The organism is Rhizobacter sp. Root1238 (assembly GCF_001425825.1).
Taxonomy (GTDB): Bacteria; Pseudomonadota; Gammaproteobacteria; order Burkholderiales; family Burkholderiaceae_C; genus Rhizobacter.
On sequence record NZ_LMDM01000003.1, the window covers coordinates 24,535 to 39,680 of the forward strand.

At 68.6% G+C, this 15,146-nt stretch carries 12 protein-coding genes; 2 read left to right on the top strand and 10 right to left on the bottom strand.

The window, feature by feature from the left end:
* Positions 1-89: 89 nt before the first annotated feature.
* Both ASC98_RS03960 and ASC98_RS03965 read right to left on the bottom strand, forming a co-directional pair.
* Positions 90-3,131, bottom strand: a complete 3,042-nt coding sequence (locus ASC98_RS03960) for an FAD-binding and (Fe-S)-binding domain-containing protein (protein WP_082542181.1) — start codon at positions 3,129-3,131, stop codon at positions 90-92.
* On the bottom strand, positions 3,128-3,820 hold the full coding sequence (locus ASC98_RS03965) for a GntR family transcriptional regulator (RefSeq protein ID WP_056809691.1): 693 nt from the start codon (positions 3,818-3,820) through the stop codon (positions 3,128-3,130). The genes ASC98_RS03960 and ASC98_RS03965 overlap by 4 nt, the downstream gene beginning before the upstream one ends.
* A gap of 136 nt (positions 3,821-3,956) precedes the next feature.
* On the opposite strand from ASC98_RS03965, the gene ASC98_RS03970 reads away from it, so the two are divergent.
* Together ASC98_RS03970 and ASC98_RS03975 are read left to right on the top strand one after the other, a co-directional pair.
* On the top strand, positions 3,957-5,198 hold the full coding sequence (locus ASC98_RS03970) for an alanine--glyoxylate aminotransferase family protein (RefSeq protein ID WP_056809692.1): 1,242 nt from the start codon (positions 3,957-3,959) through the stop codon (positions 5,196-5,198).
* A gap of 120 nt (positions 5,199-5,318) precedes the next feature.
* Positions 5,319-6,296, top strand: coding sequence for a tripartite tricarboxylate transporter substrate binding protein (locus tag ASC98_RS03975; protein ID WP_056809694.1), 978 nt, complete (start codon positions 5,319-5,321; stop codon positions 6,294-6,296).
* 3 nt (positions 6,297-6,299) lie between these two features.
* Here the strand turns inward: ASC98_RS03975 and ASC98_RS03980 are convergent, their stop codons facing one another.
* The 8 genes from ASC98_RS03980 to ASC98_RS04015 all read right to left on the bottom strand — a co-directional run bounded on the left by ASC98_RS03980 (position 6,300) and on the right by ASC98_RS04015 (position 15,043).
* The gene (locus ASC98_RS03980) at positions 6,300-7,574 is read right to left on the bottom strand and encodes a phenylacetate--CoA ligase family protein (protein WP_056809696.1); all 1,275 of its coding nucleotides are present in this window, start codon (positions 7,572-7,574) and stop codon (positions 6,300-6,302) included.
* Positions 7,574-7,867, bottom strand: a complete 294-nt coding sequence (locus ASC98_RS03985; protein WP_056809699.1) for a hypothetical protein — start codon at positions 7,865-7,867, stop codon at positions 7,574-7,576. Before ASC98_RS03985 ends, ASC98_RS03980 begins: the two co-directional genes overlap by 1 nt.
* A 14-nt stretch (positions 7,868-7,881) precedes the next feature.
* On the bottom strand, positions 7,882-8,703 hold the full coding sequence (locus tag ASC98_RS03990; RefSeq protein ID WP_056809701.1) for an ABC transporter ATP-binding protein: 822 nt from the start codon (positions 8,701-8,703) through the stop codon (positions 7,882-7,884).
* A 16-nt stretch (positions 8,704-8,719) separates the two neighbouring features.
* Positions 8,720-10,054, bottom strand: a complete 1,335-nt coding sequence (locus ASC98_RS03995; protein ID WP_056809702.1) for an ABC transporter substrate-binding protein — start codon at positions 10,052-10,054, stop codon at positions 8,720-8,722.
* Positions 10,055-10,092: 38 nt separating this feature from the next.
* Positions 10,093-11,157 carry a branched-chain amino acid ABC transporter permease gene (locus tag ASC98_RS04000; protein WP_056819665.1) on the bottom strand — a complete coding sequence of 355 codons (1,065 nt, stop codon included), beginning with the start codon at positions 11,155-11,157 and terminating at the stop codon, positions 10,093-10,095.
* A gap of 225 nt (positions 11,158-11,382) precedes the next feature.
* The gene (locus tag ASC98_RS04005; RefSeq protein ID WP_056809706.1) at positions 11,383-12,312 is read right to left on the bottom strand and encodes a branched-chain amino acid ABC transporter permease; all 930 of its coding nucleotides are present in this window, start codon (positions 12,310-12,312) and stop codon (positions 11,383-11,385) included.
* Positions 12,312-13,094 (bottom strand): ABC transporter ATP-binding protein, encoded by a 783-nt coding sequence (locus tag ASC98_RS04010; protein ID WP_056809708.1) that lies wholly within the window; start codon positions 13,092-13,094, stop codon positions 12,312-12,314. The genes ASC98_RS04005 and ASC98_RS04010 overlap by 1 nt, the downstream gene beginning before the upstream one ends.
* The gene (locus ASC98_RS04015) at positions 13,091-15,043 is read right to left on the bottom strand and encodes a long-chain fatty acid--CoA ligase (protein WP_056809709.1); all 1,953 of its coding nucleotides are present in this window, start codon (positions 15,041-15,043) and stop codon (positions 13,091-13,093) included. The genes ASC98_RS04010 and ASC98_RS04015 overlap by 4 nt, the downstream gene beginning before the upstream one ends.
* Between the last annotated feature and the right edge of the window lie 103 nt (positions 15,044-15,146).

Here is a 15,146-nt window from a genome sequence, read left to right on the forward strand (position 1 = left end):
AGCTTAAGGAAGCTCCGAGGCACCGGCATGGCGGAAACTACGTAACCCGGAGGCCTCGCAAGGCCATTGGTCGCGTGAAGGTGGCCAGCTCAAGCAAGATGATCGGCCAGCACCCGGGCGACGTGCAGGGCCTCGCGCTGCGCGCCGTCGGCGATCTGGTGCCTGCAGCTGGTGCCGTCCGCGACGATGATCGCGTCGGGCGCCTCGCGCACCGCCGGCAGCAGGCTCAGCTCGGCCATCTGCATCGACACCTCGTGGTGGCTCGCCTCGTACCCGAAGCTGCCGGCCATGCCGCAGCACGAGCTCTCGATCAGCGTCGGCTGCGCGCCGGGAATCAGCTTCAGCACGTCCAGCACCGGCTGGATCGCGCCGAACGCCTTCTGGTGGCAATGGCCATGCACCCGCATGGCCTGCGCCGCCGGCCTGAAGCGCGGCGCGAAGCGGCCCGCCTTCGCTTCACGCGCGAGGAACTCCTCGAGCAGCAGCGCCTGGTCGGCCAGAACCTTCGCGTCGTCGCCCAGGCCCATCACCAGCATCTCGTCGCGCATCGTCAGCAGGCACGACGGCTCCAGCCCGACGACCGCGATGCCCTGCTGCGCGAACGGCAGCAGCGCCTTCAGCAGCTCGCGCGCATTCGCCTTCGCCTGCTCCGGCATGCCGGCCGCCAGGTAGGTGCGGCCGCAGCACAGCGCCGCACCCGGGCGGCTCGCGGCGTGCACCGCATAGCCCGCCGCCTGCAGCACGCGCACCGCGGCGGTCGCGTTCTCGCTCTCGAAGCTGCCGTTGAAGGTGTCGACGAACAGCACGACCGGCTTGTCGGCCTTCAGCACTTCGGCCCGCGTCGCGAGGCCGATGTGCGGCGCCGCGCGCCGGAAGGTGTCGCGGCGAAAGCGCGGCAGGCTGCGCTTCGCCGACAGCCCGAGCCAGCGCTCGGCCAGCCCCTTCGCGCCGGGCAGCGTCTCGCGCAGGTTGAACAGCCACGGCGCGGCGCTCGCCAGCCGCGCATACGCCGGCAGGTGGGCGACCAGCCGGTCCTTCAGCGTGTGGCCGTGGCGGGCTTTGTCATGCGCGGTGAATTCGAGCTTCATCTTCGCCATGTCGATGCCGGTCGGGCAGTCGCGTTTGCAGCCCTTGCAGCCGACGCACAGGTCCATCGCGTCGCGCACCGCATCGCTGGTGAAGCCCTGCTCGCCGAGCTGGTTCGACAGCGCGAGCCGCAGCGTGTTCGCGCGGCCGCGCGTCAGGTGCTGCTCGTCGCGCGTGACGCGGTAGCTCGGGCACATCGTGCCGGCGTCGAACTTGCGGCAGTGGCCGTTGTTGTTGCACATCTCGACGGCCTTCGCGAAGCCGCCGGCCGCATCGCCACCGCTGCCGGGCGCGGTCGTGGTCTCGGTCACCGGGTCGTTCTGCACGTTCCAGGCCGACCAGTCGAAGACCGGCTTCAGCGCGATCGTCCGGTAGCCCGGCGCATAGCGGAAGAGGCTCGCATCGTCCATCTTCGGCGGGTCGATGATCTTGCCCGGGTTCATCAGGTTCAGCGGATCGAGGTGCTGCTTGATCGCGCGGAAGGCCTCGTTGATGCGCGGCCCGAACTGCCACTCGATCCATTCGCCGCGGCACAGACCGTCGCCGTGCTCGCCGCTGTAGGCGCCCTTGAACTTGCGCACCAGCGCGCTCGCCTCGTCGGCGATCGAGCGCATCTTGTGCGCGCCGCCGCCCGTGCCCCCCTGGCGCATGTCGAGGATCGGCCGCACGTGCAGCGTGCCGACCGAGGCGTGCGCATACCAGGTGCCCTTGCTGCCGTGCCGGCGGAACACCTCGGTCAGCGCATCGGTGTACTCGGCCAGGTGCGCGAGCGGCACCGCGCAGTCCTCGATGAAGCTGACCGGCTTGCCGTCGCCCTTCAGGCTCATCATGATGTTGAGGCCCGCCTTGCGGACTTCCCACAGGGCTTTCTGCGGCGCCTCGTCGCGCATCTCGACCACGCTGCCGGGCAGCTTCAGCTGGTCTCCCATCAGCTCGACGAGCTGTTGCAGTTGCGCCAGCAGCACCGCCTTGTCGTCGCCGCTGAATTCCACCAGCAGAATCGCCTGCGGCTCGCCGACCAGCGCCGCATCGATGGTCGGGCGGAACGCCGGGTTCGCGCGCGACAGCTCGATCATCGTGCGGTCCACCAGCTCGACCGCGCTCGGGCCGAGCTTCACGATGTGCTGCGCCGAGTCCATCGCGGCATGGAAGCTCGGGTAGTTGACGACACCGAGCACCTTGTGGCGCGGCAGCGGCGCGAGCTTCAGCGTCAGGCTGCGCGTGAACGCGAGCGTGCCTTCGGCGCCGACCAGCAGGTGCGCGAGGTTGACGCTGCCGTCGGCGGTGTACGGCCGCTCGCTCTGCGGATGGAAGATGTCGAGGTTGTAGCCGCCGACGCGGCGCATCACCTTCGGCCAGCGTTGGTCGATCTCGCCGCGCTCGGCGCTCGCGAGGCCGCGCACGAATTCGGCGATCGCCGTTTCCTTCGCGCCCAGCTGGTCGACGCGCCCGAAGCGCAGGTTGCTGCCGTCGCTCAGCCAGGCCTCGGCGGCGAGCACGTTGTGCACCATGTTGCCGTAGGCGATGCTGCGCGAGCCGCAGGAGTTGTTGCCCGCCATGCCGCCCAGCGTGGCCTGCGCACTGGTCGACACGTCGACCGGGTACCACAGCCCATGCGGCTTCAGGAAGGCGTTCAGGTGGTCGAGCACGATGCCCGGCTCGACCTGCACCGTCATCGCGTCGCGGTCGAATGCGATCACCTGGCGGTAGTGCTTGCTGGTGTCGATGACGAGGGCAGCGCCGGTGGTCTGGCCGCACTGCGAGGTGCCGCCGCCGCGCGGCAGCAGCGGGGTCTTCAGGTCGCGCGCGATGTCGATCGCGGTCGCGATGTCCTGCGCGCTGCGCGGCACGAACACGCCGACCGGCACGATCTGGTAGATCGATGCATCGGTCGCGTAGCGGCCGCGCGAGGCGATGTCGAACAGCGTTTCGCCCTGCGTGTGGGCAGAGAGCCGCTTCGCCAGCTCCGCAGCTTCGGGAGAGCCGAAGTCGCGCAGCGAGCGCCCGGCCTCGCGGGCCACGCCGGCTTCCACCAATGCATTCATGCGGACACCTTCGGTGACGAATCGAGTTGGCCGTGCTTCATCAGCTCGAGCACCACGTCGCGCTTGTTCAGCAGGTGCTGCACCAGCAGCTGGCGCAGGCCGTCGCCATCGCGGGCCGCCAGCAGCTCGATCATGCGTTCGTGCTCGCCCATCGCGCGCGCCCACTTGGCCTCGTCGCAGTTGGAGCGGAAGCGCAGCGCCTGCAGCCGGGCGTTCACGGTGGCATAGGTCTGCGTCAGCACCGGGTTGCGTGCCGCGGCATTGATGTGCTGGTGGATCACCGCGTTGATGCTGTAGTAGGTGGGCAGGTCGCGCCGCGTGTAGGCCGCGAGCATCTCGAAGTGCAGCGCGCGGATCTCGGCCAGCTCGGCTTCGGTGATGCGCTGCGCCGCCAACTCGCCCGACAGGCCCTCGAGCCCCGCGATCACCTCGAAGGTGTCGGCGACGTCCTGGGCCGACAGCTCCATCGCGACCGCGCCGCGGTTCGGCAGCAGCTCCACCAGCCCTTCGGCGGCCAGCATCTTGATCGCCTCGCGCAGCGGGGTGCGCGACACCTTCAGCTCCTCGCACAGCGCGCGCTCGTTGAGCTTGCTGCCCGGCGGGATGTGGTTCTCGACGATCAGCTGGCGCAGCCGCGTGCACACCTGTTGGTGCAGCACCTGGCGAGGGATCGAAATGATGTCGGCCATCGTGGACTTTCTAATTTGTATTCATTTTTTGTGCAGGTCGATGGTCATCATACGGATGCCATCACGGGTGACAACCATTGACAAAAGAATTTTGTATGCAAAACTCAAGCGCATTCGGACCTCGTCAGGAGTCGTCATGATCGCGCTAGACCAGCATCCCAGCGGCCGTCATTTCCTGCAGATCCCCGGGCCCAGCCCGGTGCCGGATCGCATCCTGCGGGCCATGAGCCTGCCGACCATCGACCACCGCGGGCCGGAGTTCGGCGTGCTGGGGCTGAAGGTGCTGTCCGGCATCCAGCAGGTGTTCCGCACGCGGCATCCGGTGGTGATCTACCCGGCGTCCGGCACCGGGGCCTGGGAGGCGGCGCTGGCCAACGTGCTGAGCCCGGGCGACGCGGTGCTGATGTACGAGACCGGCCACTTCGCGAGCCTGTGGCAGAAGATGGCGCTGCGCCTCGGCCTGAAGCCCGAGTTCCTCGCGCTGCCCGGCATCGATGCGCTGACCGGCCTGCCGAACAGCTGGCGCCACGGCGTGCAGGCCGACCTGATCGAGCAGCGCCTGCGCGCCGACGCCGGCCACCAGATCAAGGCCGTCTGCGTGGTGCACAACGAGACCTCGACCGGCGTCACCTCCGACATCGCCGCGGTGCGCCGCGCGATCGATGCCGCGAAGCACCCCGCGCTGTTGCTGGTCGACACGATTTCGGGGCTGGCCAGTGCCGACTACCGGCATGACGACTGGGGCGTCGACGTCACCGTCAGCGGCTCGCAGAAGGGCCTGATGCTGCCGCCGGGCATCAGCTTCAACGCGGTCTCGCCGAAGGCGATCGAAGCCAGCAGGAAGGCCACGCTGCCGAAGGCCTTCTGGGCCTGGGACGAAATCATCGAGATCAACAAGACGGGCTACTGGCCCTACACGCCGAACACCAACCTGCTGTACGGCCTGAACGAAGCGCTCGACATGCTGCTCGACCAGGGGCTCGACAGCGTGTTCGCCCGCCACCAGCGCTGGGGCGAGGCGGTGCGCAGCGCGGTGCGGGCCTGGGGCCTGCCGATCCAGTGCGCCGACCCGGCGGTGTACTCACCGGTGCTGACCGGCGTGATCACGCCGGAAGGCGTCGACGCCGATGCGCTGCGCAAGCTGATCCACCAGCGTTTCGACCTGTCGCTCGGCACCGGCCTCGGCCGGGTCAAGGGCCGCATGTTCCGCATCGGCCACCTCGGCGACTGCAACGACCTGACGCTGATGGCGGCACTGTCGGGCGTCGAGATGGGGCTGAAGCTGTCGGGCATCGTGACGGCCGGCAGCGGCGTGCAGGCGGCGATGGATTACTTCTCGGCGCATCCGCAGACCCCCGTGTTGAAGGCGGCGGCTTGAGCCGCTGACCGCAAGGTTTCCGGCCCGTCGCTCAGCGGGCCCGTTCTCCGTGGGGTCGAGGCGACGGCGTTCGCAGGCTCCTCTCATGTTCGCCGTTCAAGACATTCAGGAGAGATCACCATGCAACGTCGTTCCCTATTGCAGGCCGCGGCCGGCACGGTCGCCAGCCTCGGGACACCGCGCCTGTTCGCGCAGGGACTGCCCTCGGGCCCGATCCGCATCATCGTCGGCTTCCCGCCCGGTGGCGGTACCGACGCGCTGGCCCGCGTGCTGGGCCAGAAGCTGGGCGTGATGTGGGGCCAGCAGGTGATCATCGAGAACAAGGCCGGCGTCGCCGGCGTGTTGGCGGCCGACTACGTGGCGCAGCAGCCGAGCGACGGCAGCACGCTGCTGATGGCGCACATCAACAGCCATGCGCTCGCGCCGAGCCTGCAGCCGAAGCTGAACTACAACGTCGAACGCGACTTCGTGCCGATCATGCTGGTCGGCGTCACGCCGAACCTGCTGATCGCCGGCACGATGCAGCCGGCCGTCACGGTGAAGGACATCGTCGCGCTGTGCAAGGCCAAGCCGGGCGAGGTCAGCTTCGGCTCCGCCGGCTCGGGCTCGGCGCAGCACCTGGCGCTGGAGATGTTCAAGCTGGCGGCCAAGGTGAATGCGCTGCACATCCCGTACAAGGGCAGTGCGCCGGCGATCACCGACCTGATCGGCGGGCAGATCAACTACTGCTTCGAGACGATGACGGCGGCCACGCCGCACGTGAAGGGCGGCAAGGTGATCGCGATCGCGCAGACGCGCACCAAGCGCGCGAAGGGCCATCCGACCGTGCCGACGATGGCCGAGCAGGGCTTCCCTGATTTCGAGGCCACCACCTGGTATGGCCTGGTCGGGCCGGGCAAGCTGCCGAAGGGCCTCGCGCAGAAGATCAACGAGGACGCCAACAAGGTGATGGCGATGCCCGACGTGCAGGAGCGGCTCGACAGCTACGGTGCCGAAGACGGCGGCGGGTCGTCGGAGAAGTTCACCGCGTTCATCCACACCGAGATCGCGAAGTGGGCGAAGGTGGTGAAAGACGGGCACGTCAAGGCGGATACCTGATCGTCAGTCGTATTTGCGCGCGTCCTCGATGACGCGCCCGTCGTTCGGCAGGCTGCCCGGTGCGCACAGTTCCACCTCGCCGCGCAGCTTGGTCACGTCGCGGATCGCGTCGGCGACGCGTGTGACGAGGCCTTCGGCAGCCTGCGCTACCTCCACCCGCAGTGTCATCCGGTCGCTCGCCATCTCGCCGCTGACCACCAGCCGCGCCCGCACGATCTCCGGAAAGCGCTTCACCACCTCGGCCACCTGCGACGGGTGCACGAACATGCCGCGCACCTTGGCCGTCTGGTCGGCGCGGCCCATCCAGCCCTTGATGCGGGTGTTGGTGCGCCCGGTCGGGCACATGCCGGGTAGCACCGCCGACAAGTCGCCGGTGCCGAAGCGCACCAGCGGGTAGTCCGGGTTCAGCGTCGTGACCACCAGCTCGCCGACCTCGCCCTCGGGCACCGGGTCGCCGGTGCCGGGCCGCACGATCTCGACGATCACGCCTTCGTCGAGCACCAGCCCCTCGCGGGCCTCGGTCTCGTACGCGATCAGGCCCAGGTCCGCTGTCGCGTAGCACTGGTAGCCCTCGATGCCGTGGCCGCGCAGCCAGTCGCGCAGCGACGGCGGAAAGGCCTCGCCGCTGACGAGTGCGCGCTGCACCGAGCCGAGCGAAGCGCCTGCCTCGACCGCCTTGTCGACCAGGATCTTCAGGAAGCTCGGCGTGCCGACATAGCCGTGCGGCCGCAGCTCGCGCATCGCCTGCAGCTGCAGCTCGGTGTTGCCGACGCCGCCGGGGAACACGGTGCAGCCGATCGCGAGCGCGCCGCCTTCCATCATCGAGCCGGCCGGCGTCAGGTGGTAGCTGAAGCTGTTGTGCACCAGGTCGCCGGCGCGAAAGCCGGCGGCATGCAGCGCGCGCGCCGCGCGCCAGTAGTCGGTGGCCTCGCCCTCGGGTTCATAGATCGGCCCGGGCGACTGGAACACCCGGCGCGCGCCGTTCGGGCGGCGCAGGCCACGCCAGCCGATGGTCGAGAAGCCGCCGAAGACATCGTCGGCGACCGCTTCGCTGCGCTGCGCCTGCTGGCGCGCCAGCAGCTCGCTCTTGCGCGTGACCGGCAGCGCCGCGAGCGCCGCGCGATCGGTCACGCGGTCGGCCTGCAGGCCGCTCGGCAGCGCCGCGAACGCCGGCGCATGGGCTTGCGCATGGGCCAGCAGCGCGGGCAGCGCGCCGAACAGCGCGCGCTCGCGCTCGGCCGGCTCGCGGGTTTCCAATGCGTCGAAGAAGGCACCCATCACTCGTCATCCGCCCAGCGGGCCAGGCGCTTGCGCACCTCGTCGACCAGCTTGCGCACGTCGGCGCCGCTCTTCAGCACCTGCGTGTCCCATTCCGGCGTCGTGGCCGGCCGCCGGGCGATGCGCACGGTGATCGCCGCGGCATCGCTCGCGAGCTGGAGCACCTGCTTGCCTTTCCAGTCGAACGCCGCACCGCGCTCGGCCAGCGGCTTCAGCTCGCGCAGCTGGCGCTTCAGCGTGACGAGCGCCTCGTCGGGCTTGAAGGCGGGCAGCGCAAAGAAATCGTCGGACATGCTCGTCTCTCCCTTCAGCTGAGCCAACGCTTGCGGCGCTTGTAGCTTTTCACGTCGCGGAAGCTCTTGCGCGCCACGTCGTCCTTCGCGCCGCCGGTGCCGAGGTAGAACTCCTTCACGTCCTCGTTCTCGGCCAGCGCCTTGGCTGCGCCGTCCATCACGACGCGGCCGTTCTCGAGGATGTAGCCGTGGTCGGCATAGCGCAGCGCCATCGCGGTGTTCTGCTCGGCCAGCAGGAAGGTCACGCGCTCGCGCTGGTTCAGGTCCTTCACGATCTCGAACACCTCCTCGACGATCTGCGGCGCGAGGCCCATCGACGGCTCGTCGAGCAGCACCATCTTCGGGTTCGCCATCAGCGCGCGGCCGATCGCGCACATCTGCTGTTCGCCGCCCGAGGTGTAGGCGGCCTGCGAGCCGCGCCGCGTCTTCAGCCGCGGGAAGTAGCCGTAGACCTTCTCCAGCGTCTGCGCGACCGCGGCCTTGCCGTCGCGCCGCGTGTACGCGCCGGTCATCAGGTTCTCCTCGATCGTCAGGTGCGCGAAGCAGTGCCGGCCTTCCATCACCTGCACCACGCCGCGGTTCACCATCTCGGCGGTGGACAGCGCCTCGATGCGGTCGCCGCGCAGCTCGATGCTGCCCTTGGTGACCGCGCCGCGCTCGCCCGCCAGCAGGTTGCTGACGGCGCGCAGCGTCGTCGTCTTGCCGGCGCCGTTGCCGCCCAGCAGCGCGACGATGCCGCCTTCGGGCACCTGCAGCGAGACACCCTTCAGCACCAGGATCACGTGGTGGTAGATCACCTCGATCCCGTTGACGTTGAGCAAGACCGGCGCGTTCATGGCGTCGCTTCCGGCATCAGCTCTGGCAGTCTTCCGGCGTACGGCGGGTCAGCTTCTTGTCGCCCGCGTACTTGTCCGCCGCCGCCTTCACCATCGGCTTCAGGATCTGCTCGTCGGCCTGGTACCAGTCGGAGCTGAAGTTCCACTTGTTGCCGTCCCAGGTGTGCACCCGCGTCCAGCTGGTGCCCATGTGGTCCAGGCAGGAGGTGCTGACCGGCCGCATCACGCCGGCGAAGCCGAGCGCATCGAGCTTCTTCTGGTCGAGCGCCAGGTTCTCCAGCCCCCAGCGCACCTGCTCGCCGGTCATCACCTTGCCCTTGCCGTAGCGCTCCTGCGCGCGCCGCACCGCCTCGACGCCGAGCATCTGGATGATCAGCCCGCGGGTGTACAGCACCGAGCCGACCTCGTCCTTCGGGCCGGCGCCCTGGCCCTTGTCGTGCACGTACTTCAGGATGTCCTGGATCACCTTCGGCTGCTGGCCCGAGGTGTTCAGCGCGAGCGCGTTGTAGCCCTTGGCCGCGTCGCCGACGTCCTTCACGTCCGGCTCGGCGCCGGCCCACCAGACGCCGTACATCTTCTCGCGCGGGTAGCCGGTGGCGATCGCCTCCTTCAGCGCGGTCGAGTTCATCACGCCCCAGCCCCACAGCAGCACGTAGTCGGGCCGCTGCTGGCGCACCTGCAGCCAGGCCGACTTCTGCTCGACGCCGGGCGCGGTCACCGGGATCTTCACCAGTTCGAAGCCGTGCGTCTTCGCGCGCTCCTCCAGCAGCGGCATCGGCTCCTTGCCGAACGGCGAGTCGTGGTACACGAGCGCGATCTTCTTGCCCTTCAGCTTGTCGAGCCCGCCTTCCTTCTTGCCGATGTGCTGGATCAGGATGTCGGCGGCCGTCCAGTACGAGCCCATCAGCGGGAAATTCCACTTGAACACGCCGCCATCCTGCGAGGCCGCCAGCCCGTAGCCGAGCGTGATCAGCGGGATCTTGTCGGCCGGCACCTTGTCGGTCAGCGCGAAGGTGATGCCGGTGGCCTGCGGGTCGAACAGCGTCACGCCGGGACGGCCCTTCAGGCGCTCGTAGCATTCGACACCGCGGTCGGTCGCGTAGCCGGTCTCGCATTCCTCGTAGCTCAGCTTGACGCCGTTGATGCCGCCGTCGCGGGCGTTGATCATCTTCAGGTAGTCCTGCTTGCCGTTGGCCCACGGCGTGCCGTTGGGCGCGTAGGCGCCGGTGCGGTAGACGAGCAGCGGGAAGAACTGCTCCTTGGCCTGGGCGAGCGCCGCCGGCGTGGCGAGCAGGCCGGCCCAACCCACCGCGGCGATCGCGGCAACCCGTGCGAACGACTTGAACTCCATGTCTGTCTCCGTTGATGGTGGTGTTGTTGAATGCAGCGTCAGTGAGGGAACGGCCACAGCCGCAGCTTCTCGCGCGCGGTCGACCACAGCCGTGCGAGCCCGTGCGGTTCGACGATCAGGAAGAACACGATCAGCGCGCCGAAGATCATCGATTCGAGGTGCGACGCGTGCGCGGTCGACAGCGGCATGTCGAACCAGCGCGGCACCTGGTTCAGCAGCAGCGGCAGCAGGATGATGAAGGCCGCGCCGATGAAGCTGCCGCTGATCGAGCCGAGCCCGCCGATGATCACCATGAACAGCAGCTGGAACGAGCGGTCGATGTTGAACGCGGCCGGTTCCCACGCCCCGAGGTGGATGAAGCCCCACAGCGCGCCGGCCACGCCGACGATGAACGAGCTGACCGCGAACGCGGTGAGCTTGGCGTACATCGGGCGGATGCCGATCACCGCGGCGGCGACGTCCATGTCGCGCATCGCCATCCATTCGCGACCGATGCTCGCGCGCACCAGGTTCTTCGCGAGCAGCGCGAACACGCTGACGAAGGCGAGGCACAGCAGGTACTTCGACACCGGCGATTCGATCGGCAGCCCGGCGACGTTCAGGCCCGACACGCTGACCGAGCCGGACGACGAGTGGTTGGTGAACCAGCTGATGCGCAGGAAGGCCCAGTCGGTGAAGAACTGCGCGGCGAGCGTCGCGACCGCGAGGTACAGCCCCTTGATGCGCAGCGACGGGATGCCGAACAGCACGCCGACGCCGGTGGCGCACACGCCGCCGAGCAGCAGCGACGCGACGAGCGGCATGCCCGGGACGCGCACCTGGAAGTTGTAGGCCGCGTAGGCGCCGACCGCCATGAACGCACCGGTGCCGAGCGAGATCTGCCCGCAGTAGCCGACGAGGATGTTCAGGCCGAGGGCGGCCAGCGACAGGATCAGGAATGGGATCAGGATCGCGCGGAACAGGTACTCGGGGGCGGTGAGCGGCAGCACGACGAACGCGACGGCCAGCAGCGCGAGGATCGCGATGCGGTCCTGCAGCACCGGGAAGATCTGCTGGTCGGCGCGGTAGCTGGTCTTGAACTGGCCGTTTTCTCTGTACAGCATGGGAGGCCTCAATGACTCAATGAACCGTTCGCACTGAGCTTGTCGAAGTGCTGCGAACACCAGCCGCTCGCGCTGAGCCTGTCGAAGCGCCATGCGCCGGCTTCGACAGGCTCAGCCCGAACGGAGCTCTGCGGGCCGGCTTCGACAGGCTCGGCCCGAACGGAGTTCTGCGGGCCGGCTTCGACAAGCTCAGCCCGAACGGGGTAGGGTGGCCGGAGGGGGATGTCATACGCGGTCGATGATCTTCTCGCCGAACAGGCCCTGGGGCCTGACGAGGAGGAACAGCAGCGCCAGCACATACGCGAACCAGATCTCGATCCCGCCGCCGAGCATCGGCCCGAGGTAGATCTCCGACAGCTTCTCGCCGACGCCGATGATCAGCCCGCCGAGGATCGCGCCGGGGATCGACGTCAGCCCGCCGAGGATCACCACCGGCAGCGCCTTCAGCGCCACCAGCGACAGCGAGAACTGCACGCCGAGCTTGCTGCCCCAGATGATGCCGGCCACCAGCGCGACGACGCCGGCCACCGACCACACGATCACCCAGATGCGGTCGAGCGGGATGCCGATCGACTGCGCCGCCTGGTGGTCGTCGGCCACCGCGCGCAGCGCACGCCCGGTGGCCGTCTTCTGGAAGAACAGCGCCAGCAGCGCGACCAGCGTCGCCGCGACCAGCGCGGCCACCAGGTCCTCCTGGCTGATCAGCACGCCACCGTCGAAGCTGCCCTGCAGCACCAGCAGCGGTTCCTTCGGCATGCCGACGTCGATCTTGTAGATGTCGTTGCCGAACAGCGTCTGGCCCAGCCCGTCGAGGAAGTACGCGATGCCCAGCGTGGCCATCAGCAGCGTGATGCCGTCCTGGTTGACCAGCCGCGACAGGCACAGCCGCTCGATCAGCCACGCGACCACCACCATCAGCGCCGCCGCGGTGACGAAGCCCAGCAGGTTGGCCAGCAGCTTGCTCTCGAAGTGGAACCACTGCGGGAACCATTCGGAGAAGCGCGCCATCGCGAGCGCCGCGAACAGCACCATCGCGCCCTGCGCGAAATTGAACACGCCCGAGGCCTTGTAGATCAGCACGAAGCCGAGCGCGATCAGCGCATACAGCATGCCAGCCATCAGGCCGCCGAAGAGGGTCTCGAGGAAAAAGCCCATCAGTGTTGAACCCCCAGGTAGGCGCGGATCACGTCGGGGTCGCCGCGCACCTCCGCCGGCGTGCCGTCGCCGATCTTCTTGCCGTAGTCGAGCACCACGACGCGGTCGCTGATGTCCATCACCACCCCCATGTCGTGCTCGATCAGCACGATGGTCGTGCCGAACTCGTCGTTCACGTCGAGGATGAAACGGCTCATGTCCTGCTTCTCCTCGACGTTCATGCCGGCCATCGGTTCGTCGAGCAGCAGCACCTGCGGCTCCATCGCGAGCGCGCGGCCGAGGTCGACGCGCTTCTGCAGCCCGTAGGGCATCTTGCCGACCGGCGTCTTGCGGTACGGCTGGATCTCGAGGAAGTCGATGATGCGTTCGACCACGCGCCGGTGCTCGATCTCCTCGCGCTCGGCCGGCCCGAGGCGCAGCGCCTGCAGCAGCAGGTTGCTCTTCATGCGCAGGTTGCGGCCGGTCATGATGTTGTCGAGCACGCTCATGCCCTTGAACAACGCCAGGTTCTGGAAGGTGCGCGCGACGCCCATCTCGGCCACCTGGCGCGAATTCATGTGGCGGAAGGTGCGCCCGCGCAGCGCGATCGAGCCCTGCTGCGGCTGGTAGACGCCGTTGATGCAGTTCAGCATCGAGCTCTTGCCGGCGCCGTTCGGGCCGATGATGGCGCGGATCTCGTGCTCGCGCAGGTCGAAGCTGATGTCGGTCAGCGCCTTCACGCCACCGAACGACAGGCTGATGTTCTTCACGTCGAGGATCACGTCGCCCACCGCCCGGCTCATGCGGCGCTCCGGACCGCCGCGAAGGTCTTCGCGTCGGCGATGCGCAGCTCGGCCGAGACCATGCCGCTGCGGCCGTCCTCGAACTTCACCGCGGTCTCGATGTACTGCGAAGCCAGCCCGCCGTACAGCGCGTCGACCAGCACCTGGTAGCGCTCGCCGATGAAGCCGCGCCGCACCTTGCGCGTTCGCGTCAGCTCGCCGTCGTCGGCGTCGAGCTCCTTGTGCAGCACCAGGAAGCGCGCGATCTGGCTGCCGGCGAGCTTCTCGTCGGCGGCCAGGTCGGCGTTGACCTGCTCGACGCAGTCGCGCACCAGCTCGACCACCTCGGGCTTCTGCGCCAGGTCGGTGTAGCCGGCGTACGGCAGGTTGCGGCGCTCGGCCCAGTGGCCGACCGCCTCCATGTCGATGTTGACGAAGGCGCAGACCTTCTCGCGCCGGTCGCCGAAGGCTACCGCCTCCTTGATGTACGGAAAGAACTTCAGCTTGTTCTCGACGTACTTGGGCGCGAGCATCGCGCCGTCGTTTGCGCCGCCAACCAGCCGGCCGACGTCCTTCGCGCGGTCGATGATCTTCAGGTGGCCGTGCGCGTCGAGGAAGCCGGCGTCGCCGGTGCGGTACCAGCTGTCGGCGGACAGCACCTCGGCGGTGGCGGCTGCATTCTGGAAATAGCACTGGAACAGCCCGGGCGAGCGCACCAGCACCTCGCCGTCGTCGCCGACCTTCAGCTCGACGCCGTCGATCGGCACGCCCACCGTGTCGGCGCGCGCCTGGTGGTCGGGCTGCAGGCAGACGAACACCGCGGTCTCGGTCGAGCCGTAGAGCTGCTTCAGGTTGACGCCGATCGAGCGGTAGAAGCTGAACAGGTCCGGCCCGATCGCCTCGCCCGCGGTGTAGGCCACGCGCACGCGCGACAGGCCCAGCGTATTGCGCAACGGGCCGTAGATCAGCAGGTTGCCGAGCGCCCAGGCGAGGCGGTCGGCCAGCGCGAGCGGCTTGCCGTCCATGCGCGCCGGGCCGATCCGCCGCGCGAGCGCCATGCAGTGCCGGAACAGCCAGCGCTTGGGCGCGCTCGCGTCTTCCATGCGGATCATCACGCTGGTGAGCAGCGCCTCGAAGATGCGCGGCGGCGCGAAGTAGTAGGTCGGCCCGACCTCCTTCAGGTCGATGCCGACGGTGGCGGGCGACTCCGGGCAGTTGACGACGTAGCCGCAGGCGAGCCACTGCGCGTACGAGAACCCGTTCTGGCCGACCCATGCGGGCGGCAGGTAGGCCAGCACCTCTTCGCGATGGGTGAGCTTGTCGAAGCGGGCGCCGGCGCGCGCCCGGTCGAGCAGGCTCGCATGCGTGTGCACCACGCCCTTCGGATGGCCGGTGGTGCCGGAGGTGAAGAACATCGCGGCCACGTCCTCGGGCCGGTTGCGCTGCAGCTCGGTGTCGACGTGCGTCGGGTGCGCCGCATGGAAGACCCGGCCGCCGGCGATCAGCGCATCGAGCGGGGCCAGGCCGGGTTCGTCGTAGTGGCGCAGCCCACGCGGGTCGTCGAACCAGATGTGCGAGAGGGCAGGGGCCGGGCACTGCGAGCGGATCTCGAGCAGCTTGTCGACCTGCTCCTGGTCCTCGACCACCGCGAACGCGACGCCGGCACTGACGATCGGGAACACGAACTCGGTGGCGACGGCATCCTGGTACAGCGGCACCGGGATCGCGCCGAGGCATTGCGCGGCGAGCATCGTCGCGTGCAGCCGGGGCCGGTTCTCGCCGATGATGATCAGGTGCTGGCCGCGCTGCAGGCCGGCCTGCGCGAGGCCGTCGGCGAGTTCGCGCACCAGCGCGGCGAGCTGGGCCCAGCTCAGCGTCTGCCAGATGCCGAACTCCTTTTCGCGCAGCGCCGGGGCGTCCGGTCGTTGCGCGGCATGGTCGAGCATCAGACGGGGAAACGTCGTCAGCACCGCGTGTCTCCTGGTTGTCCTGCTGTTTGCGGTGACTGTACGAACAAGTTTGACGCCGTGTTGTCGTTCTGACGACAATCTTCGGGACTTCCCCCTTCGGTCT

Coding starts and splice junctions, on each gene's coding strand:
- ASC98_RS03985 (WP_056809699.1), bottom strand. CDS start 7,867: ATGTCCGACGATTTCTTTGCGCTGCCCGCCTTCAAGCCCGACGAGGCG.
- ASC98_RS03970 (WP_056809692.1), top strand. CDS start 3,957: ATGATCGCGCTAGACCAGCATCCCAGCGGCCGTCATTTCCTGCAGATC.
- ASC98_RS03980 (WP_056809696.1), bottom strand. CDS start 7,574: ATGGGTGCCTTCTTCGACGCATTGGAAACCCGCGAGCCGGCCGAGCGC.
- ASC98_RS03965 (WP_056809691.1), bottom strand. CDS start 3,820: ATGGCCGACATCATTTCGATCCCTCGCCAGGTGCTGCACCAACAGGTG.
- ASC98_RS03990 (WP_056809701.1), bottom strand. CDS start 8,703: ATGAACGCGCCGGTCTTGCTCAACGTCAACGGGATCGAGGTGATCTAC.
- ASC98_RS03960 (WP_082542181.1), bottom strand. CDS start 3,131: ATGAATGCATTGGTGGAAGCCGGCGTGGCCCGCGAGGCCGGGCGCTCG.
- ASC98_RS04010 (WP_056809708.1), bottom strand. CDS start 13,094: ATGAGCCGGGCGGTGGGCGACGTGATCCTCGACGTGAAGAACATCAGC.
- ASC98_RS04005 (WP_056809706.1), bottom strand. CDS start 12,312: ATGGGCTTTTTCCTCGAGACCCTCTTCGGCGGCCTGATGGCTGGCATG.
- ASC98_RS04000 (WP_056819665.1), bottom strand. CDS start 11,157: ATGCTGTACAGAGAAAACGGCCAGTTCAAGACCAGCTACCGCGCCGAC.
- ASC98_RS03995 (WP_056809702.1), bottom strand. CDS start 10,054: ATGGAGTTCAAGTCGTTCGCACGGGTTGCCGCGATCGCCGCGGTGGGT.
- ASC98_RS03975 (WP_056809694.1), top strand. CDS start 5,319: ATGCAACGTCGTTCCCTATTGCAGGCCGCGGCCGGCACGGTCGCCAGC.